At 63.5% G+C, this 22,587-nt stretch carries 22 protein-coding genes; 13 read left to right on the forward strand and 9 right to left on the reverse strand.

All coding sequences use genetic code 11. The annotated features are described in order from the left end of the window. Positions 1-2 precede the first annotated feature (2 nt). Entirely contained in the window at positions 3-812 is an 810-nt protein-coding gene (locus tag WIMU1_RS06875; RefSeq protein ID WP_245969201.1) for a UbiA family prenyltransferase, read from the forward strand. Positions 813-1,098: 286 nt separating this feature from the next. Further along, on the forward strand, positions 1,099-2,754 hold the full coding sequence (locus WIMU1_RS06880; RefSeq protein ID WP_062797374.1) for an MFS transporter: 1,656 nt from the start codon (positions 1,099-1,101) through the stop codon (positions 2,752-2,754). On the opposite strand, the gene WIMU1_RS06885 is transcribed toward WIMU1_RS06880, so the two are convergent. Beyond that, the gene (locus tag WIMU1_RS06885; protein ID WP_120802897.1) at positions 2,743-4,095 is read right to left on the reverse strand and encodes a hypothetical protein; all 1,353 of its coding nucleotides are present in this window, start codon (positions 4,093-4,095) and stop codon (positions 2,743-2,745) included. The two genes, WIMU1_RS06880 and WIMU1_RS06885, sit on opposite strands and share 12 nt — an antisense overlap. Positions 4,096-4,259: 164 nt before the next feature. Here WIMU1_RS06885 and WIMU1_RS06890 point away from each other — a divergent pair, with 164 nt between their 5' ends. Beyond that, the gene (locus tag WIMU1_RS06890) at positions 4,260-5,831 is read left to right on the forward strand and encodes an acyl--CoA ligase family protein (protein WP_211339042.1); all 1,572 of its coding nucleotides are present in this window, start codon (positions 4,260-4,262) and stop codon (positions 5,829-5,831) included. 26 nt (positions 5,832-5,857) lie between these two features. Here the strand turns inward: WIMU1_RS06890 and WIMU1_RS06895 are convergent, their stop codons facing one another. Then, entirely contained in the window at positions 5,858-6,592 is a 735-nt protein-coding gene (locus WIMU1_RS06895) for a DJ-1/PfpI family protein (protein ID WP_062796006.1), read from the reverse strand. Between the two features lie 152 nt (positions 6,593-6,744). Here WIMU1_RS06895 and WIMU1_RS06900 point away from each other — a divergent pair, with 152 nt between their 5' ends. After that, positions 6,745-7,425, forward strand: a complete 681-nt coding sequence (locus WIMU1_RS06900; RefSeq protein WP_062796008.1) for an alpha/beta hydrolase — start codon at positions 6,745-6,747, stop codon at positions 7,423-7,425. A 6-nt stretch (positions 7,426-7,431) separates the two neighbouring features. Here the strand turns inward: WIMU1_RS06900 and WIMU1_RS06905 are convergent, their stop codons facing one another. Beyond that, positions 7,432-7,662: a hypothetical protein gene (locus WIMU1_RS06905; protein WP_120802899.1), complete on the reverse strand. Its 231-nt coding sequence runs from the start codon at positions 7,660-7,662 to the stop codon at positions 7,432-7,434. 438 nt (positions 7,663-8,100) lie between these two features. Here WIMU1_RS06905 and WIMU1_RS06910 point away from each other — a divergent pair, with 438 nt between their 5' ends. The 3 genes from WIMU1_RS06910 (at position 8,101) to WIMU1_RS06920 (ending at position 10,453) form a co-directional block, all read left to right on the forward strand. Next, on the forward strand, positions 8,101-8,469 hold the full coding sequence (locus tag WIMU1_RS06910) for a PLDc N-terminal domain-containing protein (RefSeq protein ID WP_030167167.1): 369 nt from the start codon (positions 8,101-8,103) through the stop codon (positions 8,467-8,469). A gap of 101 nt (positions 8,470-8,570) precedes the next feature. Next, positions 8,571-9,311, forward strand: coding sequence for a glucose 1-dehydrogenase (locus WIMU1_RS06915; protein WP_062796012.1), 741 nt, complete (start codon positions 8,571-8,573; stop codon positions 9,309-9,311). A 65-nt stretch (positions 9,312-9,376) separates the two neighbouring features. After that, positions 9,377-10,453 carry an NAD(P)H-dependent amine dehydrogenase family protein gene (locus WIMU1_RS06920; RefSeq protein ID WP_062796014.1) on the forward strand — a complete coding sequence of 359 codons (1,077 nt, stop codon included), beginning with the start codon at positions 9,377-9,379 and terminating at the stop codon, positions 10,451-10,453. Between the two features lie 29 nt (positions 10,454-10,482). Here the strand turns inward: WIMU1_RS06920 and WIMU1_RS06925 are convergent, their stop codons facing one another. Continuing rightward, positions 10,483-12,186, reverse strand: a complete 1,704-nt coding sequence (locus tag WIMU1_RS06925) for a sensor domain-containing protein (RefSeq protein WP_062796016.1) — start codon at positions 12,184-12,186, stop codon at positions 10,483-10,485. Positions 12,187-12,540: 354 nt separating this feature from the next. Here WIMU1_RS06925 and WIMU1_RS06930 point away from each other — a divergent pair, with 354 nt between their 5' ends. Together WIMU1_RS06930 and WIMU1_RS06935 are read left to right on the forward strand one after the other, a co-directional pair. After that, positions 12,541-13,605 (forward strand): GAF domain-containing protein, encoded by a 1,065-nt coding sequence (locus WIMU1_RS06930; protein WP_062796018.1) that lies wholly within the window; start codon positions 12,541-12,543, stop codon positions 13,603-13,605. Between the two features lie 293 nt (positions 13,606-13,898). Beyond that, complete coding sequence (locus tag WIMU1_RS06935) at positions 13,899-14,534, forward strand: hypothetical protein (protein ID WP_062796020.1); 636 nt, start codon at positions 13,899-13,901, stop codon at positions 14,532-14,534. A gap of 328 nt (positions 14,535-14,862) precedes the next feature. Here the strand turns inward: WIMU1_RS06935 and WIMU1_RS06940 are convergent, their stop codons facing one another. Continuing rightward, a complete protein-coding gene (locus tag WIMU1_RS06940) occupies positions 14,863-15,057 on the reverse strand; it encodes a hypothetical protein (protein WP_062796022.1) in 195 nt (64 codons plus the stop codon). Positions 15,058-15,445: 388 nt separating this feature from the next. On the opposite strand from WIMU1_RS06940, the gene WIMU1_RS06945 reads away from it, so the two are divergent. Next, a complete protein-coding gene (locus WIMU1_RS06945; protein ID WP_062796024.1) occupies positions 15,446-15,823 on the forward strand; it encodes a histone-like nucleoid-structuring protein Lsr2 in 378 nt (125 codons plus the stop codon). A 94-nt stretch (positions 15,824-15,917) separates the two neighbouring features. Here the strand turns inward: WIMU1_RS06945 and WIMU1_RS06950 are convergent, their stop codons facing one another. After that, the gene (locus tag WIMU1_RS06950) at positions 15,918-17,237 is read right to left on the reverse strand and encodes a sigma-54-dependent transcriptional regulator family protein (protein ID WP_245969202.1); all 1,320 of its coding nucleotides are present in this window, start codon (positions 17,235-17,237) and stop codon (positions 15,918-15,920) included. A gap of 70 nt (positions 17,238-17,307) precedes the next feature. After that, positions 17,308-19,458 carry an MMPL family transporter gene (locus tag WIMU1_RS06955; RefSeq protein WP_120802901.1) on the reverse strand — a complete coding sequence of 717 codons (2,151 nt, stop codon included), beginning with the start codon at positions 19,456-19,458 and terminating at the stop codon, positions 17,308-17,310. Positions 19,459-19,669: 211 nt separating this feature from the next. Between WIMU1_RS06955 and WIMU1_RS06960 the strand changes: the two genes are divergently transcribed. Both WIMU1_RS06960 and WIMU1_RS06965 read left to right on the forward strand, forming a co-directional pair. Next, positions 19,670-20,788 carry a sensor histidine kinase gene (locus tag WIMU1_RS06960; RefSeq protein ID WP_031331435.1) on the forward strand — a complete coding sequence of 373 codons (1,119 nt, stop codon included), beginning with the start codon at positions 19,670-19,672 and terminating at the stop codon, positions 20,786-20,788. Then, a complete protein-coding gene (locus WIMU1_RS06965; protein WP_062796026.1) occupies positions 20,776-21,420 on the forward strand; it encodes a LuxR C-terminal-related transcriptional regulator in 645 nt (214 codons plus the stop codon). Before WIMU1_RS06960 ends, WIMU1_RS06965 begins: the two co-directional genes overlap by 13 nt. Before the next feature lie 2 nt (positions 21,421-21,422). Here the strand turns inward: WIMU1_RS06965 and WIMU1_RS06970 are convergent, their stop codons facing one another. Then, positions 21,423-21,638, reverse strand: coding sequence for a hypothetical protein (locus tag WIMU1_RS06970; protein ID WP_030167137.1), 216 nt, complete (start codon positions 21,636-21,638; stop codon positions 21,423-21,425). Between the two features lie 101 nt (positions 21,639-21,739). On the opposite strand from WIMU1_RS06970, the gene WIMU1_RS06975 reads away from it, so the two are divergent. Beyond that, positions 21,740-22,159: a YccF domain-containing protein gene (locus WIMU1_RS06975; RefSeq protein ID WP_062796028.1), complete on the forward strand. Its 420-nt coding sequence runs from the start codon at positions 21,740-21,742 to the stop codon at positions 22,157-22,159. A gap of 18 nt (positions 22,160-22,177) precedes the next feature. Here WIMU1_RS06975 and WIMU1_RS06980 read toward each other — a convergent pair whose 3' ends face one another. Beyond that, positions 22,178-22,579 (reverse strand): nitroreductase/quinone reductase family protein, encoded by a 402-nt coding sequence (locus tag WIMU1_RS06980; RefSeq protein WP_062796030.1) that lies wholly within the window; start codon positions 22,577-22,579, stop codon positions 22,178-22,180. Positions 22,580-22,587 lie beyond the last annotated feature (8 nt).

Below are 22,587 nucleotides of genomic sequence, written 5' to 3' on the forward strand. Positions count from 1 at the left end.
TCGTGCTGACACTCCGGCCGGCAGTTGCGTTGGTGGGCGCGGCCCACGTGATCCCGGCCCTCGCTGTCACCGCGTTGACCGCGGCTGTCGCCTTCGCCGCCGACGTCGAGGCCCGGTTCATCTTTGTGTTGATGGTCGCCGTCTTCAGCGGGCAGCTGATCGTCGGCTGGACCAACGATCTCATCGACCGGGACCGGGACCGGCAGGTCGGCCGGACCGACAAACCGCTGGCCGCCGGCCACCTCAGCTCCAGGACGGTGACCGTTTCGGTTGTCATCACTGCCGTGGTGTGTGTGGTCGCATCGCTGGCGTGCGGGGTGGCACCGGGACTGGTCCACCTGGTTCTGGGCGTCGGGTCTGCACTGGCCTACAACGCAGTACTCAAGTCGACGGTGTTCTCCTGGGTTCCCTACTTCGTCGCATTCGGTTCGCTACCGGTGGTCGTGATGCTGACCGCCGAGCCGAGTCATCTGCCGCCGCTGTGGATGGTCGCGGTCAGTGGACTGCTCGGGGTGGGGGCACACCTGCTCAACGTGGTGCCCGACCTCGGAGACGACGCCGCCACCGGCATCGAAGGACTGCCGCATCTGTTGGGCGCTCGAAGAATCCCCTACGTCGCAGCAGGACTGCTCGTGGGCGCCACGGCGATCGCAGTGATCGCCAACGCCCACATGCCATGGCTGTGGGCCGGACTCGGCGCGGTGGTTGTCATCGCACTGGCGACGATGCGCGCTCCTGGCCGGACCCCGTTCTATGGTGCGATCGTCATCGCCGCGGTCGATGTCACCATGCTTGTGCTGATCGCGCGGTGACGCTGACCGGACAGCGCCACAAGTGGCTTTCTGTTGCAGCTCAGCGTGTTTCGAGCGTCCGAGCACGTCTGTCAACTGACGGGTCGATGGGTCGGACCATTCGTCTCGGCGAGCCGACACCAACCCCGTTGACTCACTGACACCCACGTTGCCGGTGGCCTGACACGTTGCGAGGCAGCCGAAGGATCACCCGATTCGGGTGACTCGACAGCTTCGCACGCGTGCCACAGTGGCACATCGGCACCACAGGCGTCAGGCAGGCTCCGGCGAGCGGAAGGAAATGACGATGTCTGTGTCCGCTCGACCAGATGGTCACCACTCCGAGGCGCCGGGTGGCTCAGGACTGGTACTCACGGTTTTGGCGGCCGGACAGTTCCTCATGACGCTGGACAGTTCGGTGATGAACGTGTCCATGGCAACGGTCGCGAACGATCTGGACACCACGATCACCGGCATTCAGACCGCGATCACCCTGTACACGTTGGTGATGGCGACGCTGATGATCTCCGGCGGCAAGGTCGGAACAATCATCGGTCGTCGAAGAGCTTTCGCGATCGGTTTGGTGATCTACGGAGCGGGTTCGCTGACCACCGCATTGGCTCCCAATCTGCCTGTCCTGCTCATCGGCTGGTCGTTGCTGGAGGGGATCGGCGCCGCCCTGATAATGCCGGCGATCGTCGCTTTGGTTGCCGCCAACTTCGTTGCCGCCAAACGCGCCGCGGCATACGGTCTGGTCGCGGCCTCGGGTGCGATGGCCGTCGCAGCGGGTCCACTGATCGGCGGCGCAGTGACCACTTTCGCATCCTGGCGATACGTCTTCGCCGGCGAGGTTGTCCTGGTAGTTGTGATCCTGCTCGTGCTCGGGCGCATCAAAGAGACACCGCCCGCGAAGGTCCGCCTCGACCTCATCGGCTCAGCCCTGTCGGTGGCGAGTCTCGGCATGATCGTGTTCGGGGTGCTGCGTTCGGGCCAATGGGGATGGGTCATCGCCAAACCCGGTGCCACACAGATCCTGGGACTGTCGCCGGTGATCTGGCTCCTGGTCGCCGGACTCGGGGTCTTGTACGTCTTTCTCCGATGGCAAAGTCATCTCGCTGCCACTGGTGGCGAGCCGCTGATCGACCCTCGACTTCTGCGCAATCGGCAACTCACAGGCGGGTTGACGATGTTCTTCGCTCAGTTCACAGTGCAGGCAGGTGTCTTCTTCGCCGTTCCGCTCTTCCTGTCAGTCGTGCTCGAACTCAACGCACTCGACACCGGCATCCGGCTGATCCCGTTGTCCATAGCGCTACTGCTGGCCGCGGCCGGAATACCCAAGTTTCGGCCGCAAGCCGATCCCCGCCGCGTGGTCCGTCTCGGTCTCGGCTCGATGATCATCGGAATCCTCATCCTGGTCGGCGGCCTCGATCCCGCCGCCAATGCTGGAATCGTCGCTGTTCCGATGCTGCTGATGGGGCTGGGATTGGGCGCTCTGGCTTCGCAACTGGGCGCGGTGACGGTGTCGGCGGTGCCCGATTCCCAGAGCGCCGAAGTGGGTGGATTACAGAACACCGCCACGAATCTCGGGGCATCACTGGGGACCGCGTTGATCGGATCCGTGTTGATCGCGACATTGACGACCTCGATCGTCACAGGGATCGAGGACAATCCGGATGTACCGACAGCCGTCAAGGAACGGGCCACATCCGAGCTCGTCACCGGTGTTCCATTCATTTCGGACACACAGCTCGAAGACGCTTTGAAAGACACCTCGGTCCCTGAGACCCAGGCGGAAGCCGTTGTGTCACTGAACTCCGAGTCTCGGCTCAAAGCGTTGCGGGTCGCGTTCGCTTTGGCGGCGCTACTGGCGATCGTCGCATTGTTCTTCACCGGTGGTCTGCCTCGCGTACCCGTTGGTGCACCTGCGTCCGGTAAAGCGTCAGGCACGGATTCAACTGCCTGACTCAGGTGCGTTCTGCACAACTGCGGGCCGCGCAACGAGTTCCACGACCACCATGGCGAGCACTGCGACGAGAACGGTGGCCGTGACCACGAGCCCGGAGGGGTAGTCCCAGAACACCAGGACGGCAATTGCGACCGCAATGATGCTGAGACGCAACGGTATCCGATACCTGGCGGCGAACGTTTCGAGGGGGTGAGGCGCACGCGTACTCCTGCCGCGCAGGGAGTCCACCGCGCTCGAATATGCACCGCGGACAGCGCCTGCAGAACGTGAGGACCCGCTCAGATACCCGACCAGCGCCACCACGACAGCAACGACGGCGAGGGCACGAAGCATGGAGCGCAGAGGGACCAACACCGCATCGATCAGGGCTTCCGCTGACCCACGCGACAGCACGTCGGCCGGAACCGCGTCGAGGTACATCGACCGGCCGATGCTCAGCCCGATGGCCAGCACCACCATGGCCAGCGCGATCGAGGCACCGACCAACGACACCGCACGGCGTCGAGATCCCCTGGGCGCAGCCCAGACCGCAGCCACCGCCACGAGCAAGGTCAGCCAGGGAAGGATCGTGGACGCCTTGTCGAGTGCGGAGACTGCGTTCTGCGCCTTGACCAGGTCCGGCGACCGGAAGATCACAAACGATTTGTCGATGTCAGGGATGTTGTCCGCGAAGGCGAACCCACGATCTTTGAGTCGGTCGCGAACTTTCGCGACTATCGGCTCGAGTGCGATGTTCACGGTGCCCGAGTCGTCCACGACGATTGCGGCCCGCGCCTCACCGGTAAGAAGTTTCACCAGGGCCTCGTGCGCCTGCTTGTTGGCCTGTACCCAGAGCTCCTCGAACTGTTCGGAGCCCAAGAGTGATCTCACGGTTTGGTCGATGAACGATTTCGCCTGTTCGGTCAGCACCGGGGCCAGCCCGACGACCGCCGGGGGCACGTTGGGCGCATTCTGTGTGAGTGCGGACAGCGCCTCGCGTGTCACCTCTGCGATCTTTGCTCGCTCCATGATGACCGCGGTGATCTGGGTTGAGAGTTCGTTCTGGAGAGCGGCGTTACGGGCCAGCGGGGACACGGTCTCGACGTATCGATCGGTATCCAACACCTCACTGCGCGCGAAACGGGCAAGCACTCCCGAGATGGCCAGTGCGGCAACGATGATGAGGAGCAGAATGGTTGCCGACCATCGCAATGCCCGCCGATCGGCCGGGAGACCGGAGCCGGCACCGCCCTGTCCGTCGAGTTCGTCGCGCCGGCCGTCCGCAACCTGTCGGCGTAAACGTTCGAGCTCGGCTCGCTCGGCACGATCGAGCGGTTGACCGGCCCCGGTAGCCATCATGTTCGCCCCACATCGTCGAGGAAGGTGTCCGACTGCAGACGACCAGCGCGCTCTCGTAACTCTTCGTCATGCCACGCGGACGTGCATCATCCCTTTGGGATGAATCCAACGAGACGCGGAGCATACGATTGCGGCATCGCGAGTCGCACGAGGGAGCAATGACGATGCCAGTAGAACGAGCAGCCGACCCCGATCCGAGCGACTTCACCTTCGCCCCTTTGACCCCGGCGGCATTCCTGACGCGTGCAGCGCAGGCCTTCGCGCACCGCACCGCCATCATCGACGGCGATCGCACCTTCACCTACGCCGACTACCACCGACGCACGCTTGCCCTCACCGGAGTGCTCGAAGACCTGGGGATCGGTGAGGGCGACAGGGTGGCGGCCCTGTGTGCCAACAGCCACGTGATGCTCGAACTGCACAGTGCCATCCCCCTGCACGGTTCGGTTCTGGTGCCCCTCAACATTCGGCTCTCTGCGCCCGAGGTCGAGTACATCCTCGACCACAGTGGAGCAAAGGTCCTTGTGGCAACAGCCGAGTTCGCCGACGTCGCTGCCAAAGTCGCCACCGCAGTGGGCATTCGACTGATCGTGGCAGGAGGACCCGACGACGAATACGAACAGTTGCTCTCTCAGTCCCCCGGCGCGGTCCAGCGCGAACCCAGCGAACGTGGTCTGTTGGCCATCAATTACACCTCTGGGACAACCGGCCGGCCCAAAGGCGTGATGTACCACCACCGGGGCGCATACCTGCAGGCCGTTTCGATGGCCTACCAGTCCCGTCTCGACCCGGGCTCGAACTACCTGTGGACCCTCCCGATGTTCCATTGCGACGGTTGGTGTTTCACCTGGGCCGTCACCGCGGCAGGCGGTACGCATGTCTGTCTGCGGGCAATCGACACGGCCGAGATCTGGCGCCTGGTCCGCGACACCGGCATCACCCACTTCTGCGCTGCGCCGACGGTGTTGACGATGATCGCCGAGGATCGTTCTGCCTCACCGCTCGACACCCCGATCCAGGTCTCCACCGGCGGCGCCCCGCCGTCGCCCGCCCTGCTCGCCCGGATGGCCGCGCTCAACATCGAAGTGACCCACCTGTACGGGATGACCGAGACCTTCGGGCCCATCGTTGTCAATCAATGGCAACCCGAGTGGGACGCCGCCACACCCGATGAGGTGGCCGAGAAGAAGGCGCGTCAGGGCATCGGGAACATCACCGCCGGGCCGGTGCGGGTCGTTTCCCCCGACGGCGACGACGTGCCGTCCGACGCCCAGACGCTCGGAGAGCTGGTGGTTCGCGGCAACAACGTGATGCTGGGCTACTACCGCGATCCCGACGCCACCCGCGCCGCGACCATCGACGGGTGGCTGCGCACCGGCGACCTGGCAGTGATGCATCCCGACGGCTACGTGGAACTCAAAGACCGCAGCAAGGACGTCATCATCTCCGGCGGCGAGAACATCGCCTCGGTCGAGGTCGAACGTGTCCTCGACGCGCATCCAGATGTTGTGGAGTCGGCCGTCGTCGGCCGTCCCGACGAACGGTGGGGTGAGGTGCCGGTTGCCTATGTGACCGTCCGGTCAGGCCGTGACCTCACCGCAGCCGACCTGATCGAGTTCGCCCGAACCAGACTCGCCCGGTTCAAGGTCCCCAAAGAGATCGTGTTCAGTGACCTGCCGAAAACCTCGACCGGAAAGATACAGAAAAACGTGCTGCGGTCGGGACACGGAAGGTGAATTCGGCACCGACTTCGAACGTCTCACTACCTGTCCTGATGCCTGCTCATTTTGACTCGTGCCGCTGAGATCACCTGCTCCCACAGCAGTTTCGACGCGGCGGAGATCTGAGCCTTGTTGAGGCTCTCTTTGGCGAGTATTGCTGTCGCGAGCGCCTTGGTTCCCATATCGGCTTTGCTGTGGTGCCCCGAATCGAAGGGTGGTTGCGGGTCGTACTCGATGGCCAGCTGGATCGCTCTGGCTCGCTTCTCATCGGCGATCTGAGCAGCCAGCCACAGGGCCAGGTCGATACCGGCCGACACCCCTGCGCTGGTCGCGATCTTTCCCTCATGCACGATTCGCTGGTCCCCTACCGGCGTGACACCGAACAACTTCAAAGCACTCAAGGTCTGCCAATGTGAGGTTGCCCGCTGACCGTCGAGCACACCGGCAGCAGCGAGCACCACTGATCCAGCACACACCGAGGTGGTCCAGGTGCTCGAGGTGTGGACAGACCTCAGCCACTGCAGTAGCTGCCCGTCCCGGGCCTGATTCATCACCGAGCCGCTGCCCCCAGGAACGAGGACCACGTCGGGCGACGGCGTTTCGTCCAGTGTGTGGGTTGCACCAAGGATCAACACCCCCGAATCGGCCACAACGGGGCCGGCCTCATGCCACACGAAGCGGACGTCTGCATCCGGCAACATGCGAAATACCTCGTACGGCCCTACAACATCGAGCGCCGTGAAACCCGGGTACACAACCAGCGCGATCTGTGTCACGTGAACTCCTCTTTTATCGGTGGAATTTGGTAATGCCGTCCGTTGCGGTTTCCCGGTCGACGGGACGAGCCCCTCACTCATCCCGGTCATCGGTTCGCTCGTATCGCATTCGACCGATTTCGCCATCGCCTGATCTCAGGCAGACTCGGGGTATGGAGACCATCGACTACGCACCCGGACGACAGGCCGACCTCTTCGGCGACCCAGCACATCCCACAGTGTTGCTCTGGCACGGGATGCAGACCGATGCACGCGCCGCTGTTCGCCCGCTCGCCGCACGAATCGCCGCACACGGGGTGAACGTGATTGCTCCGGACTGGGATTCGCACTCCGCCGACGGTGGTCGAGCAGATCTGCTCCGATCAGCGCAGGTTGCGATGGACCGCACCGAATCTTCGAGCGGGTTTGTCATCGTCGGGTGGTCACTCGGTGGCATCGCGGCGGCCGGACTCACCATCGACGCCGACGCACTCGGAGTCCGTATCCATCACGCCGTGTGCCTCGCCGGAGCCTTCACCGCGACCAATCCGCTCACCGGTGAGAAGCTCCCCGAGGAACTGACGTCGACCGGTCAGCGACCGCCGTTCACGTTGCTGCACGGCCGATCCGACGACGTCGTATCGATCAGCTCCAGCCGAGGTTTCGCCGCCACACTCCAGCGCAGTGACTGGCCGGTCGAACTCGTCGAACTCGACGCCGATCACGGTTCGATCGCCGGAGCCGCCTACGACGCCGCCTCCGACCACTACGTGCCCTCGGATGCGCCCGACACCGCAGCCGTTACCGCTGACGTGGCATCCCGGGTCGCGGGCGCCTGCGGCGTCACTTCCTGAAGTTTGTCAGTCAACCAATGTGAAATTGTTGTTGTCCCAGTTGATGTCCCATGAAGTGGTCGCCGCGAAGATTCGCTTCGGCCACGGGAGGTCATAGAAGTAGCAATCGCCGTAGTTCAACGTCTTGGTCTCACCTGGCGCGATCGTTCCCACCCACCGAGGAGCGACTGGCGCCGGCGTCGTGGGTACGACAAAGACGTTGTCGGCCGCCGCGGTCCCGGCGTTCGTCACGTTCACGGGACAGCCGAAACCGGTGCCCCAAGACAGCGCCACATCCGTGTACCCCGGGGCCGCAGTAGCGGGCGCCGCGGCAACCCACCCTCCCGCCAAGGCCACTACACATGCCAATGAACCAAGTATTCTCCTCATCCAACCCACCCCATTCATCTCGATTTCGAATTCTTTCTGAGAAAAAGATAGTCCGGAATGAGTGGATTTATCGGGGAACAAAGAGCGCATAAAACCTCAGTAGTTTTTTGTAGCGTCAGTAATTAAATCGGTGCCACACGAATCGCACCCAGCTGTATGCGCAGGCGACACTCCACCGCCGAGAGCGTTTTCAAGCTCCCCGACGAACCGCGCGGACTCATCCGTTCCGGGGACGCGCGTCGCCAGTGCCTCGGGATATGAATGAGGGTCGCAATTTTCTGCGATTTCACCGAGTGGGGGGTTCGCGTGCCATATCTGAGTCTGATCGTGCTCGTCGTGATGATCGCTGCACTAGTAGACATCATCGGCAGCGACGCTGCCGGAATCCGGGGACTTCCGCGCTGGGCGTGGCTTCTCCTGGTGATCATCTTGCCGTTGGTCGGATCGATCGTGTGGTTCCTCGCGGGTCGTCCGGTCTCCGGCATCTCGGGCCGGGTCAGCGGTTCAGGTCGCGCCTCGGCACTCGGCTACCCCGAGTACGACGTCCCGGGACGATTCGAACCGCAAGATCCCGAGGCAGATGCGGAATTCTTGCGGCGATGCCGCGAGCGCGCGGAACAGCAACGACGTCAAGGTGAACTCGACCGCCGTCGACGTGAGCGCGAGGCCGACTGACTCGCTCGTTCGTCAGCAAACCGCAGCGTCCGCCAGAGTTGGACCGATTGCGCGACACGGGTCTGGACACATGTCTGGATTTGCAGGTACCGTGACGCCCCATGGGACGCGTGGACGGAAAAGTTGCAATCATCAGCGGCGGTGCTCGAGGAATGGGCGCATCACATGCGCGGTTACTTGTCGCCGAGGGCGCCAAGGTCGTGATCGGTGACATCTTGGATGACGAGGGCAAGGCGCTCGCCGATGAGCTCGGTGACGCCGCACGCTATGTGCACCTCGACGTGGCCCAGGCCGATCAATGGCAAGAGGCTGTAGGCATTGCCGTCGGCGAGTTCGGCAAACTCAACGTTCTGGTCAACAACGCCGGCATTGCCAACGGCAGCTCCATTCAGGCGTTCAAGCACGACAAGTGGCAGAAGATCATCGACGTCAACCTCACAGGCACGTTCTACGGAATCCAGGCGTCGACGGATCCGATGATCGCGGCCGGCGGCGGTTCGATCATCAATGTGTCGTCGATCGAAGGACTTCGCGGAGCACCTTGGGCCCACGGGTATGTCGCCACGAAATGGGCCGTCCGCGGACTCGCGAAGTCGGTGGCCCTCGAACTCGCCCCCCACAACATCCGGGTCAATTCACTGCATCCGGGCTTGATCCGCACACCCATGACCGAGAAGTTCCCTGACGACCTGGTGACGATCCCCCTCGGCCGCCCGGGCAACTCCAGCGAGGTCTCCACGTTTGTGTTGTTCCTGGCAAGTGACGAGTCGTCGTACGCCACGGGTACCGAGTTCGTGGTGGACGGCGGGTTGGTCACCGACGTGCCGCACAAGTCCATGTAACGCACATACATGGCAGCACTCGCACGTTGATCGCAAGTCGCACAACACTTCACGAGGAGGCACCCATGGCGATTCGCGTCGCCCATATCGGAACCGGGAACGTGGGGAGTTTGGCATTGACCCAACTCATCACGAGTGCGGACTACGAACTGACCGCTGTCGGCGTCTCCACAGAGTCCAAGATCGGCCGCGACGCGGGTGAACTCGCGGGCCTGGACGTCGTCACCGGGATCACCGCGGTCGGCGACATCGACGCGGTGCTCGCGACCGAGCCCGACTGCGTCGTGTACTGCGCGATGGGAGACACCCGTACCGGTGATGCGCTCCGGGACTGCCAGAAGATCCTGGAAGCGGGCGTCAACGTTGTCGGGTCGTCTCCCGTGATCCTGCAGTACCCATGGCAGCTGCTGCCCGACAAGAACATAGCCAGGGTTGAGGCGTCGGCGAAACAAGGCGATGCCAGCATCTTCATCACCGGCGTCGACCCCGGCTTCGCCAACGACCTCATCCCGCTCGCGCTGGCCGGGACGTGCCAGCGTATCGAGCAGGTCCGCGTCATGGAGATCGCCGACTACGCCACCTACGACGGCGCAATCGTGATGTTCGACGTGATGGGCTTCGGCAAACCGCTCGACGAACTCCCGATCCTCTTTCAGCCTGGCATCCTCGGATTCACCTGGGGCACAACGATCCGCCAGCTTGCTGCCGGTCTCGGCATCGAGGTGGACGAGATCACCGAGAGCTTCGAGCTCGAACCCGCGCCAGATTCGTTTGACGTCGCTGTCGGACGAATCGAGAAGGGCACCGTCGCGGCCATGCGTTTCGAGATCCACGGGAAGGTCAACGGCCACTCGGCCATCGTCGTCGAACACGTCACTCGACTACGCGACGACCTCCGGCCCGACTGGGCACGCCCCGCGCAGGAAGGCGGTTCGTACCGCGTGGAGATCACCGGCGAACCCAGCTACACCGTCGACATCTGCCCCACCAGCGAGAAGGGCGACCACAACCATGCCGCGATCGTCGCCGCGGCAGGCCGCATCGTCAACGCGATCCCTGAGGTCATCGCAGCGACGCCGGGCATCCACACCACGCTTGATCTGCCATTGGTGACCGGTCGAGGGCTGTTCGCCCACGCCTGACGCCCGCGAAGCCCGGAACCTGACCGAGCTCAGCGCACCAATTTGATTGCCGCCGGGGCGAATTCGCGGCTCGGGTGCGACTTGTCGTGCTCCACCGTATGGCCTCCACCGCGGAGTTTGGCCTGGTACATCGCTGTGTCTGCATCGCTGATGATGTCCTGGGCAGTGCGCTTCTCGCCGTCGCGAATCCGGACAATGCCCACACTTGTGCGCATCCGGAACTCCTCCCCATTGATCTCGATCGGATCGAGGAGCAGCAGGTGGATGTCGTCCGAGATGTCTTCCATGTCCTCTTCGTCGACTCCGATCAGCACAGCTACGAACTCGTCACCGCCGACACGCCCCACGAAATGCGGTGCGGGCAACGCCGCACGCAGCCTTCTGCTCACCGCGATGAGGGCGCGGTCTCCGGCGCGATGACCATGAGAGTCGTTGACGTTCTTCAGTTTGTCGAGGTCGATGTACATCACCACGTCGATGTCGCCCGAATCTTGTTGTGCGGCGCGGTTCTCCAGCATTGTGGTGAGACGACGCAGTACATAGGAACGGTTGGGCAGGTCGGTCATCATGTCGTGGTCGGCCGCGTACTCGAGTCGTGCTGCATGCGCCCGACTCTCGGTGACGTCGGTGAACGAGATCACCACCGACGAATGGTCGGGGTCGTTGGGGCTCAGGACAAAACCATTGCACGACAGCCACACTCTGCTGCCATCGAGGCGGTCGAAACCGACGATCGCGTCGATGACCGGCTTGTGCGTGGCAGTTACGATCTGCGACGGCCAGTTCTGCGGCGGAATGGGAATGCCATTCAGGTCGACGATGGTGATGCGCTCCGCGGTGGAGCCTGCGGCCCTGCGCTGTTCGCTCTCGAACATTCGCCGAGCAGCCGGGTTGGCGGATTCGACCATCCCGTCTTGAGAGATGAGCAGCACGCCCTCTTGAAGTGAATTGACGACCGAGGTGAACTTGGTCTCGGCTTCGATCTGTGCGGTGTTGTCCGAACAGACCACCACATATCCGCCGTCCATCTCGGAGACAGCCAGACGCATCATCCGGGGAGTGCCGTCTTTCGCATAGTGCACAACACTTTCGGCGGGTTTGCCGACACGGCGGCGGAGGTTCATCGGCGCCCCCAGTACCTCGGCAACCGGACAGCCGATCGCCTCGACCGCGGTGGAGCCGTAGATGGACTGTGCGGCAGGATTCCAGCTGACCACTGTTCCGGCGGAATCGGTGGCGATGATGGCGTCGCTGACGGTGGCCACCAGCGCGACCTGATGACGGATCGCCTGCTCCGCGGCTTTGGTGGCCGTCAGGTCCCGGAAGATGACCTGGTAGGCAAGGGCACCTCGCCACTTCGTGAGGACAGACACGATCTCCATGTCGATGACCGAGCCATCGAATCGGACCATTCGGACCTCGACCGCGTCGGTGAAATCACCGTCCGTCGTGAGTGAGACCAGCTTCGTGGTGATCTCGCGGATCGAGTCAGGATGCATGAAGTCGGTGATCGGCCGGCCGACCAGGTCGTCGAGCGAAGTGGCGCCGATCTCCACGATGGCCGCGCGGTTGACATAAACGATGACACCGCCGGAGTGCACGGCAATCGGATGGGGGTTGTGCTCGACGAGAGTTTGGTAGTGCTCGTGCTCGCGCAACGCACGCTGCTCGGACGCGTCCTCGACGGCCTCGACGGCCTTTCCGGTGATCACGTCTCTGTTGTTGTCGCTCATCGCACGGCTGTCCCCCTCTCGATCAAGTACAACATGGGACCCCTGAGACCGTGCTGTGAAAACCCACCAACCTGGACCTGGTTGTTTTGGAGTTGTCGCCGTCGAGACCGAATAGAACGACCCGGGTGATATGCCGTTAAATTGCGGGTCCGTCGAAACATTTCCGGTCGCCCGTCTTTTCAGAGAAATAGCCACGCGTCCAGAAATGAAATCGGGCGATGCAAGGCTGCTGCCCCGGGGGCCGGCAAGCGATTGTTGAGACGTCGGCGCACCACGCACAATGAGGCTTGGAATGATGGGGGTTCCGTAGGGTATCGAGATGTCACCCGCGGGAGGCGGCGACATGGGGGGCCGATGACTGTTTCACCCGGCACGTGGTTGTTGATCGCGACCTTTCGCGGTTCCATCGCGGGCGTGGTGGCCAAGGGCGACAATCCTGCGGTGCCGCCTGGTGCCGATGGGTTCCAACAGCTCAAGCGCGTCGACCTTCCGCTGCCCGCCATCTCGAAACTCGTCAAGCCGGCCGTCGAGGTCGCCGTGGCGTCGCAGGCCCCTGTTCGCAGAGAGCTACTCCTTCGAGGGGACCGACTGCACGCGTACGCCGAGCCGGTGACCTCTGGTTCGGGGAACGTTCACGCGGTCTGGGTATGGGTCGGGGGTACAGCCGAGCCGGCATATCCCCATGTCATCACCGGCGCTTGGGAATGGGACCTGCAGAGCCTGACCGTGATCTACGGCCCTGGCATACCCGACATCTACGGGCGCGATTGGGCGATCGGGAAGCCATATCCACTGCACAACACGGTCGACACCTTCTCGGAAGCGGACATGGTGACGGCTGCCGCAGTGCTCTCGAGTCGCGCGGACGGCACCCGCTACCCGATGACCGTCCGGATCGATCGCCCCTCAGATGGCCCCGACGGCAGTTCAGACCCCAGGTCGCTACGAGCGGCCACCGAGGTGGTCAAAACAGATACCGGGTGCTTCTGGCGCGGGGTGACCTGGGACGTGACCCCGTTCGACCCGCCTCGCGAGAACCCCCTCCACGCTGCCAACAACCTTCTGGCACAAGAAGTGGACGGGTGGACCGCGATCGTCTACTGGAAGCTGGATCGGTCACAAACGCATGGTGACCGCTTCCCCATCATGGTGGCCCGCTGGCAGGGTCAAAAGGTGCTCGATGGCATCCATGTGGACCCAGACAACGGGCGCGCCCGTGTTCATCCCGACGATCACGGACTCCCGCACCGTTGGGCGGAGACACTAGAACGCGAGCCTGAGCTCACGGCAACGCTTCGGCTGTGGGGCGACGACGCGCGCTGGCACACGCTGGATCTCGTCTGCCAACGAGTCAAGGGCACCGAACCCCCGGCGGCCACTGTTCGCATCACTCGACGCGCAGAGCCGCATGGAGATTGACTGCCTCCGGACGCCCCCGTAACCTGACTAACGCTCTCATGGTCGGCTATCCGTAACAAGTTGTGCCGCTACGAGATACGCCGGGCCGGCGACCTGCTTGGCGGTGCGTACCAGTCGTGTCTCCGCGGTGTGAAAGCGATTTCGCACACGTCGGTAGTTGGGCACGGACCGCACCACCCGCCGGAAAGGTAGTACTGATCATGGATCGAGGAGCCGACAGCACGGGGCCACGGCGCGATACTGTTGTCCAGCAGGAGCTTCCACGCAGCGCAAGACCTTACAGTGGCATCGCGTTGCAACTCTACGATCTGTTTGTCCTTCGCTTCACCTCCCCGTACGCCTGGGGCTGCCACCGCAAGACGATCTCCGCCCTCTATGCCGAACACTGCACCACCGTGCACGCGGAGGTGGGTGTCGGGTCCGGGTACTTTCTTTCCCAGCTCGGAAAGACCTGGGACAAGCTGGCGCTCGTCGACCCCAACGACGCAACACTCGCATATGCCGGAGCGCGCCTCGGGCAAGGACGCCTCACCGGAGAGCAACCCCGGATCGCCGGATACGTGGCCGACATCCTCGTCTCAGACGATTTGCCCCCTAGCCGCTACAAGTCCGTCGCCGCCAACTACCTCATCCATTGCCTTCCGGGACCGATGCCGGCCAAGGAACCAGCGGTGGCCAACCTCGCTCGCCTGACCGGCGCGGAGGGAACACTGTTCGGTGCCACCGTGATCGGTACGGCTCAGCACAATCGTCTCGGTCGCATCCTGATGTGGGCGTGCAATCGAACCGGCGCGTTCGGCAACACCACCGACACCGAAGAGATGTTGCGCGATCTACTCGAGCGGCACTTCTCGGTCGTCACGGTGTGGCGGGAGAACGCCGTCGCCCTCTTTGTCGCGTCGTCGCCCCGACACTCAAAGGACTCTTAGGCAACCCCGTCCACTCGGCGGCCGAATCGTTCTTCCGCGTAAAGCGGTAATACCGGCAATACCTCAGTGTTCTCGGATGAGGTCGCAAACCTCGGCCGCATTGGAGAAGCGGACTGGCCACCACAGCAAACGCGTCCGTCCCGAGCGACATTTCTACGGGCGCCGATTGATCGTGACATCAATGCGCACACCATTCAGGTCATCCAATGCGCTTCAAGGCACGCGTGAACTCTGTCTTCACCGGAACAATTAATAGACACGTGTCCATGGCGGGCAAACAATTGCATTCATGCCCGAACGACAATGAATCGAAGGTCCCGAGCTGTTGTCAATTGGCCAGTTCGATGAGCACGATCACACCTATGACCAGGCCCAAAAGAGCAGTGAGGGCTAGGACCTTCATCAGATCGCCCCCGATCAAGGTGTGTTTTGCCGACGGAATCCGGTCTACATCGACAACGGACGCATCCAGCGGCATCGATGAATCATCCTTGATTTCCATTGATTCGTTGTAATCGTTCACGAAATACCGACCAACTCTGATTTGTACACTTCAAAACCCCCCATGCGGCTTATCATGCCACGCACGAGTTGGACGCGCGAGGCCGATAAGACCTACACGGTGAACTTTAATCCCCAACGATCCAGCGACCTACAAATCGTTGCCGACGGTGCCGCCGGACTCCCCGGGCACCTATCGCAACAACGACGTAGGGCTCGAAGAACAGTTCTGCGGGGTTTGCCCCAGCGGGCACAACACGCCGGCCGAGCGGTCAGCAGTAGCCAGAACAGTCTCACGGGCGGAGCCATTCAACCGTTCAGACGACGAATCACATCGTCCACGAAACGTTTTGCGGACGGATTGTCTTTTTAGCCCGCGTACCGACACCAACTTGGCTATCTTTAGCCGCATGGCGAAAAAGACCGTCGTTGAATACGTCGACGACTTGGATGGCAAGCCGGTTCACATTGATCAGTTGCACACGATCGAGTGGTCGTGGCTGGGGGTCGACTATGTAATCGACACCAGTGCAACAAATTTGGAGAAGATCGAGACAGGCAGAGTTCCGGTCTCGACTTTGCTGAGCAAGTCGGCCCGCGTAGGTGGTCGGCGACGGTCGACCGCACCCAAGCACCACACCACCGGCCGCGAGGGGCCTGTGGTCGGCGCCGACGAACGTACATCCATTCGGCAATGGGCCCGGGAACAGGGCTATGACATCGGCGATCGCGGACGCATCAGCCAGCAGATCATTGCCGCTTACCGGGAGCAGTCGGACGGGCGTTGAACGGAGACTGGTGGCACCAACGTCGTCCCCGTGAGTAATTGTCGAGGGCTATTTACCCTCGGCGATCACGGAGGGGATGACGTTGGTGCGACGATCAGATCCCGAAACGCCGATCGAGCAGCCGTACCCTGCCGCGGACGAGGGCTTCGTCGCGGTGACCTGGTGGGAGCGTCTGCGCCCAGCGACGCCACGCCGTCAGGTCTTCGCGCCCGTGCACCGAGCCGGTCCACACGCGCAGCAACTCGGGGTCGCGTGCCGCGAGGACCGTCGAACGCATGTCTTCCTTCAGCTCCTCGAAGACATCGGCTATCCCAGGGGCCAGTGACGCGGCGAGCAACCCACCGCGACCGAACTTCTCGATGGCCGCGGCGACATCACCTCCGCGAAGCAACCGACGCACCTGCTCGATGTCCGACTCGACGGGCACCGTGAGGCGGTACGGTCGCGACGCCACCAGGTCCGCACCCAGATCGCGCCGGAGCCGGGAGATCTCGGCACGTACGGTCACCGGGTCGATCCCGTCCTCGGCGAGCATGGTGGCGATCTCCTCGGTACCGAGACCATCCGGGTACTCACCCAGCAGAACCAAGATCTCCGCATGCCGGCGAGACAGTCGGAGCGCAGGCGCCGAACCGGTCCGCCAGAAGTACCGATCGCCGTCCAGCACAAGCAATTCCGGGCCCGTCGCCGGCGCCACCGCAGGCGCATTCCCGGTCAGGGTGCGCACCCGCAGCTCGCTCTCCACCGCCGCGACAACCGATTTCACCATCGACAGGGCAAAGGGTGCGGCCACCCGCTCGCCGCCCGTCACATCGATCACGCCGATCACGGCGCCGGTCACGGGATCGTGCACCGGAGCCGCGACGCAATTCCACTCCTGAACGGGTACCGAGAAGTGCTCGGCCCCGAAGATCTGCACACCGTGGTCGACCTCGAGAGCCAGGCCGGGGGCATTGGTGCCGGCAACGCGCTCCGCCCACACCGCTCCTTCGACAAAATTGATGCCGCCGGCCTGGTCTCGGGCTTTGTGGTCGCCCTCTACCCACAACAGCCGACCCACGTCATCGGTGAGAGCTACCACCACACCTGAGTCGGACACCTCGTCGAGCATCAGCGAGCGGACCAGAGGGTAGGCGGCTGCCATCGGGTGTCCGGCGCGGTATTCGAGGAAGTCGTTCCACGACATCCCTCCCGCGTCGATCATTCCCGACGGGTTGACGCCGCCCTTGACCGAACGCAGCCACGAGTCCCGGACCACCGACCGCACCGAGGTGGGGCCGGTGGCCGGGGCAAGTGTGCCCGTCTGCACAAAGAGTTCGTGGGCGCGGCGAACCTGTTCGAGCCGGGCAGCCGGGTCTTCGCCGGGGGTGAGAGCAGTCCAGAAGTCGCGGGCCGGTGACGTTGTCTCACTCATCGCGTCCTCCGATCTGTTCTCGGCGTCTGTCACGGCACGGCCGTGAGCCTGCCCTCAATTGTGCACTACCTCACACCCGAGCAGGTGCGACCTGGGGATCTGAAGCCTGACGCCGGACAGCGCGGTCACGCCGTGGCCACCACGCCCGGTCACCGAGGAGTACCAGGATGGACGGCAACAGGAGCAAGCGCACGATGGTCGCATCGATCAGGATGGCCGCTGCCAGCCCCACTCCCATCTGCTTCATCTCCACCATGCTCTGCGCCGCGAACAACGCGAACACCGAGACCATGACCAGCGCCGCGCTTGTGACGACCCCGGCGGTCTGGGTGACGCCGGCGCGCACCGCGGCCTTCGGCGTCAATCCCATGTCGATACCTTCACGAATCCGGCTCAGGACGAACACGTGATAGTCCATCGACAACCCGACGAGCACGGCCAGCATGAACAGCGGTATCCACTCCACCACGGTCCCGTTCGAATTGAAGTCGAGAATGCTCTCGGCCCATGAATGCTGGAACACCAGGGCCAGCACCCCGAACGCGGCACCCACCGACATCAGGTTGAGCAGCGTGGACACCACTGCGATCACCGGGCTCCGGAACGTCGCGATCAGCATCAGCATGGTGAGAGTCAGGATCACCGCGATGACCACCGGCAGACCATCGGACTGATTCTTCGCCGAGTCATACTGTTCGGCGAGGTCACCACCGACAGCGAACCGCGCGCCGTCCACGGGGTCGATCTGATCGGGCACCACGCTTGCCCGAAGTGCCACCAGGGCGTCGTCACCTTTCGCGTCGTCCGGCGGGTAGGTACTGGCGAGTTCGAGGATGCTGGTGCTGCCGGACGGCGAGATCGCGGGCTCTCCGGTGACCGTCCACTCGCCTGAGCTCTCGGCCTGTTTGCCGATGTTGTCCAGTGCGACAGCAACTTCGGCAGCATCGCCGCCCTGTACAACAATCTTGGCCGAAGGGCCCTCGGACGGGAACTGCGTGTTCATCGTCTGCGCGACCTGCACCGCAGGTAGATCCTGTGGCAACGTGTCGAGGTTGGCGCTGCGCATCGTCATCGACAACGCGGGTACCGCCAGGGCGAGCATCACGACCAGCCCCGCCAGCAACGCGGTGATGGGCCTACGGATGACGGGTCCGATGATCCGCGAGCTGATCCCGCCCTGACCGATCCGATTGTTGACGCGCCAGAGCAGCGGCACCCGGGGACGATCCACCCATTTGCCGAGCTTGGCCAGCAACGCCGGCAACACGGTGAGGGAACCGATGACCGCCACCGACACCACGATGATCGCCGACGTGGCGAGCGAGTTGAACGTCGCACTGCCCAGCGCATAGACACCGGCGAGTGAGGCGATCACCGCAACACCGGACACGATGATCGAGTGCCCGGAGGTGGCTGCCGCTATCTCCACCGCATCGATCGTGTTGTGACCCTTGCGCCGCTCTTCGCGTTCGCGTTTGAGGTAGAAGAGCGAATAGTCCACTCCGACAGCCATTCCGATGAGCATTACCATCGACGACGCAGTCGACTCGGAAGGAACGAGGTAGGAGATGGGAGCGTAGATCCCGATGGTGGCGACCACTGAGGTGATCGCCAGCAACACCGGGATGCCGGCGGCTATCAGCGCACCGAAGGCAACAAGCATGATGCCGAACGTGATGGGGATGCTGATGATCTCGGCCGAGACCAGGTCGTCGGCCACCCGCTCGTTGATCGACTCGTCGAGCGAGACGTCGCCGGTCTGACCGAACGTCAGTTCCGGGTGATTCGAACCGACCGCCGCGACGGCGGTGTTGATATCGGTGATCGACGCGTCCTCGTCGCCCGGTGGCGCACGTAGCTCGATCGCCGTCAACAGCGTCGTGCCATCGGGACTCCACACCGGCGCCACGATCTCTTGCACCTGATCCGAGCCGGCCAGTGCCTCGCGCAGTTCGTTTGCGGCGAGCAGCGCCGCGTCGCGGTCGCCGGTGACGACGACGTACTCGGTGTCCGGTGCGGCAAGACCGGCTTCGTGGATCATCTGGTCGGCAGTCCCCGACTGACCGACCCGGTAATCGGCGTCGTCGGTCGTCTGGGTGGGGATCAACGCGCTCAAACCCACGGCCAGCACCACAAGTGCAAGCCAGAGTCCTATTGCGCGCCAAGGGTTGTGCGCACTCCACCGCGCCACTGCCTGTGGCCCTCGGGTCATCTTTCCCATGTCAGCTCCTGATGCGTGAGGCGGTGCGCCTCGACGGGTGGCCCGGCGAACACCGAGCACCACCTGAGACTGCTCGCTACCCGGAGCCCGGTCAGGAGCGTCAATCCCCCAGGTGAGGGCGGAATATCCCACCCCTGGGGTAGGCCCAGGTCTACTGTCATCTACTGCCCGCTTCGGTCACGATGGAGACCTGAAGAGTGGAAGGACCGCTGTGAGATCCGACGAAGAACCGACGCCGATTGTTCGGTGGCTGAGAGCGGCCATGTATGCCGTTGTCACCACTCTGCTCGCGCCGGTCGCGCTGGTGCTGTTCGTCGTCCAGGTGGTCGCGATCCCGCTGGTCCTGGTGTCCGTCGGCGCTCTGGTGCTGTGGATCAAGGTGCCGATCACCGGCGCGTTCTGTGACCTTCATCGGCGGATGGCAGCAGGCGTTCTCGACCGGCCGTGGCAGCCGGGTGATTACCGGCCCACGAACAATCGAGGGATCTTTCATCTGTTGTCCGTGTGGAGTACCGATTCCCTGCGCTGGCGCGACCTCGGCTGGCTGGTGATCGCGTCGACGGTCGGATTTGTCATCTCCTTGGTAGGAGTGATCTTCACGGCGACCCTCATCCTGCTGCCCTTCGTGGAGCCATTGATGAAAACCCGTGCCGTGATGGATCTGTGGGCGCTGAACCGCAGCCGTAACGAAGTCCTCGAGGCACGCGTACACGAGGTGACCGAGTCACGGGCTGCGACAGTTGATTCCGCGGCAGCCGAGCTGCGCCGGGTGGAACGGGACCTCCACGACGGGGCTCAGGCGCGGCTGGCCGCCCTCGGTATGACGATCGGCCTGGCCGAGAGTCAGATCGCCACCGACCCGGAAGCGGCCCGACAACTGATGGCCGAAGCACGGGCGTCGGCCACCTCGGCCCTCGGCGATCTGCGATCAGTGGTCCGCGGCATCCACCCCCCGGTACTGGCCGATCGCGGCGTCGGACCGGCAGTCGAAGCGCTGGCTCTCGATATGCCCCTGCCCATCACACTCAATCTCGGTGTGCGCGAACGCCTTCCCATCGCCACGGAGAACGCAGTGTATTTCGCGGTTGCCGAAGCGCTGGCCAACATCGGGAAACACGCCCGTGCACGGAACGCGTGGATCGCCATGGGTATCTTCGACGGTGTGCTGCGCGTAGAGGTCGGCGACGACGGGGTGGGCGGCGCCGCACCCTCGGGTTCGGGGCTGCACGGTGTCACCCAGCGATTGACCGCCCTCGACGGAAGGCTCTTCGTGCACAGTCCGATCGGTGGGCCGACCATCGTGTCGATGGAGGTGCCATGCGCGTCGTGATCGGCGAAGATCACGCCCTCCTGCGGGACGGGCTCACCCGCATCCTTCAAGCCCACAGCATGGACGTGGTGGCGGCCGTCGACAACGCCACCGAGCTCGACGTCGCGCTCGGCGACGCCTCCATCGACGTTGCGGTGCTGGACGTCCGGATGCCACCCACGTTCACGGACGAAGGTCTGCGCGCTGCCATCAAGATCCGGGCCTCCCGTCCCGGCTTCCCGGTCCTGGTGCTCTCTCAATACGTCGAACAGCTCTACGCGCGAGAGCTACTGGAGAGTGGCGAAGGCGCGGTCGGCTATCTCCTCAAAGACCGGGTGGCCAACGTCGCCGGGTTCATCGACGCCGTACGGCAGGTTGCCGCGGGCGGCACCGTCCTCGATCCGGAGGTGGTGTCGCAGCTGCTCACCGGTCAGCGTGCCGACGGACCGCTGGAACGTTTGACTGCGCGGGAACGCGAAGTGCTGGCCCTGATGGCCGAGGGCCGCTCGAACGCAGCCATCGCCGAGGCCATGTTCGTCTCCGAGAAGGCGGTCAGCAAGCACTCGAACAGCATCTTCACGAAACTCGATCTGCCGGTGTCGGCCGACGACAATCGACGGGTCCTGGCGGTACTCGCCTATCTAGGGGTCTGACCTCAGCCGCGGATCACGTTGTAGAGGAAGGTGCTGCCGGCCAGCAGGATGCCCGAGACAGCGGCCGGCCAGAACCAGTTGTTGAGCAGGTCCGACCGAAACGCCACCACAACCCAGCCGATGATCAGCAGCGCCGTGGTGAGGGTGGTGACAATCCGGACCAGCAGGATCACGATCATCCCGAACGACCACACGAGCTCTCGAAGCCCAGATCTCATCAGACTCCTCAGAAGCGAAAGTCCCGTCAGCTTCTCAGAAGAACGCACAGGGTCGCTGCGTTCATCCATGCGGAGTCGGTCACATTTGGCAGACTGAACTGATGAAGACCATTCTGAATGTCATCTGGCTCGTGCTCTGTGGATTCTGGATGGCGTTGGGCTACGTCGCCGCCGGGATCATCTGCTGCATCCTCATCATCACCATCCCTTTCGGGATCGCATCGTTTCGGATCGCCGCGTACGCCCTGTGGCCGTTTGGCCGAACCGTGGTTCGCAAACCCACAGCCGGGGTCGGCTCGGCCATCGGCAACGTGATCTGGCTGATCTTCGCCGGTATCTGGCTTGCGATCGGCCACATCGTCACCGGAATCGCCCTGTGCCTCACCATCATCGGCATTCCGCTCGGCATCGCGAGCTTCAAGATGGTCCCGGTGTCCCTGCTGCCATTGGGCGCGGAGATCGTCGACTCGGACGAGGTCGGTGTCATCACCGCTCCCCCGCCCCGCCAGCGCACATACTGATCGCGCGCCCGGCCGACCTCAGGCTCGAGAGAGCTCGAGCACCGGAATCGTGCGGCTGGTCTTCTTCTCGTAGTCCGCGAAGCCGGGCATCAGACCGGCCTGCTCGGCGTAGATCCGGTCGCGGTCGGCGCCGGTGACCTCGGAGACGGTCACCGGGACGGTGTCGTCGCCGATCTCCACCTCGGTTGCCGGGTCGGCGAGCAGATTCCGGTACCACTGGGGATCCTCGTCGGCGCCCGCAGCGCTCGCGAAAATGTACGAGACCCCGTCCTTGGGCAGATAGACCAGCGGGGTCACGTACTGCTTACCGCTCTTGATCCCCTTGTGATGCAGCAACAGAAGTGGCGCGCCCTCGAAATTGCCACCGACCTTGCCGTGATTGGCGCGGAACTCTTTGATGATCTCGTCGTTGAAGCCCATGGCGAAAA

This window comes from Williamsia muralis NBRC 105860 (assembly GCF_001598915.1).
GTDB classification, from domain to species: Bacteria; Actinomycetota; Actinomycetes; order Mycobacteriales; family Mycobacteriaceae; genus Williamsia; species Williamsia muralis.

Excerpts from the sequence above, each read along its gene's own strand:
- WIMU1_RS06915 (WP_062796012.1), top strand. The coding sequence starts at position 8,571 with ATGGGACGCGTGGACGGAAAAGTTGCAATCATCAGCGGCGGTGCTCGA.
- WIMU1_RS06975 (WP_062796028.1), top strand. The coding sequence starts at position 21,740 with ATGAAGACCATTCTGAATGTCATCTGGCTCGTGCTCTGTGGATTCTGG.
- WIMU1_RS06945 (WP_062796024.1), top strand. The coding sequence starts at position 15,446 with ATGGCGAAAAAGACCGTCGTTGAATACGTCGACGACTTGGATGGCAAG.
- WIMU1_RS06930 (WP_062796018.1), top strand. The coding sequence starts at position 12,541 with ATGACTGTTTCACCCGGCACGTGGTTGTTGATCGCGACCTTTCGCGGT.
- WIMU1_RS06970 (WP_030167137.1), bottom strand. The coding sequence starts at position 21,638 with ATGAGATCTGGGCTTCGAGAGCTCGTGTGGTCGTTCGGGATGATCGTG.
- WIMU1_RS06955 (WP_120802901.1), bottom strand. The coding sequence starts at position 19,458 with ATGGGAAAGATGACCCGAGGGCCACAGGCAGTGGCGCGGTGGAGTGCG.
- WIMU1_RS06920 (WP_062796014.1), top strand. The coding sequence starts at position 9,377 with ATGGCGATTCGCGTCGCCCATATCGGAACCGGGAACGTGGGGAGTTTG.
- WIMU1_RS06965 (WP_062796026.1), top strand. The coding sequence starts at position 20,776 with ATGCGCGTCGTGATCGGCGAAGATCACGCCCTCCTGCGGGACGGGCTC.
- WIMU1_RS06885 (WP_120802897.1), bottom strand. The coding sequence starts at position 4,095 with ATGATGGCTACCGGGGCCGGTCAACCGCTCGATCGTGCCGAGCGAGCC.
- WIMU1_RS06900 (WP_062796008.1), top strand. The coding sequence starts at position 6,745 with ATGGAGACCATCGACTACGCACCCGGACGACAGGCCGACCTCTTCGGC.
- WIMU1_RS06925 (WP_062796016.1), bottom strand. The coding sequence starts at position 12,186 with ATGAGCGACAACAACAGAGACGTGATCACCGGAAAGGCCGTCGAGGCC.
- WIMU1_RS06950 (WP_245969202.1), bottom strand. The coding sequence starts at position 17,237 with ATGAGTGAGACAACGTCACCGGCCCGCGACTTCTGGACTGCTCTCACC.
- WIMU1_RS06980 (WP_062796030.1), bottom strand. The coding sequence starts at position 22,579 with ATGGGCTTCAACGACGAGATCATCAAAGAGTTCCGCGCCAATCACGGC.
- WIMU1_RS06880 (WP_062797374.1), top strand. The coding sequence starts at position 1,099 with ATGTCTGTGTCCGCTCGACCAGATGGTCACCACTCCGAGGCGCCGGGT.
- WIMU1_RS06890 (WP_211339042.1), top strand. The coding sequence starts at position 4,260 with ATGCCAGTAGAACGAGCAGCCGACCCCGATCCGAGCGACTTCACCTTC.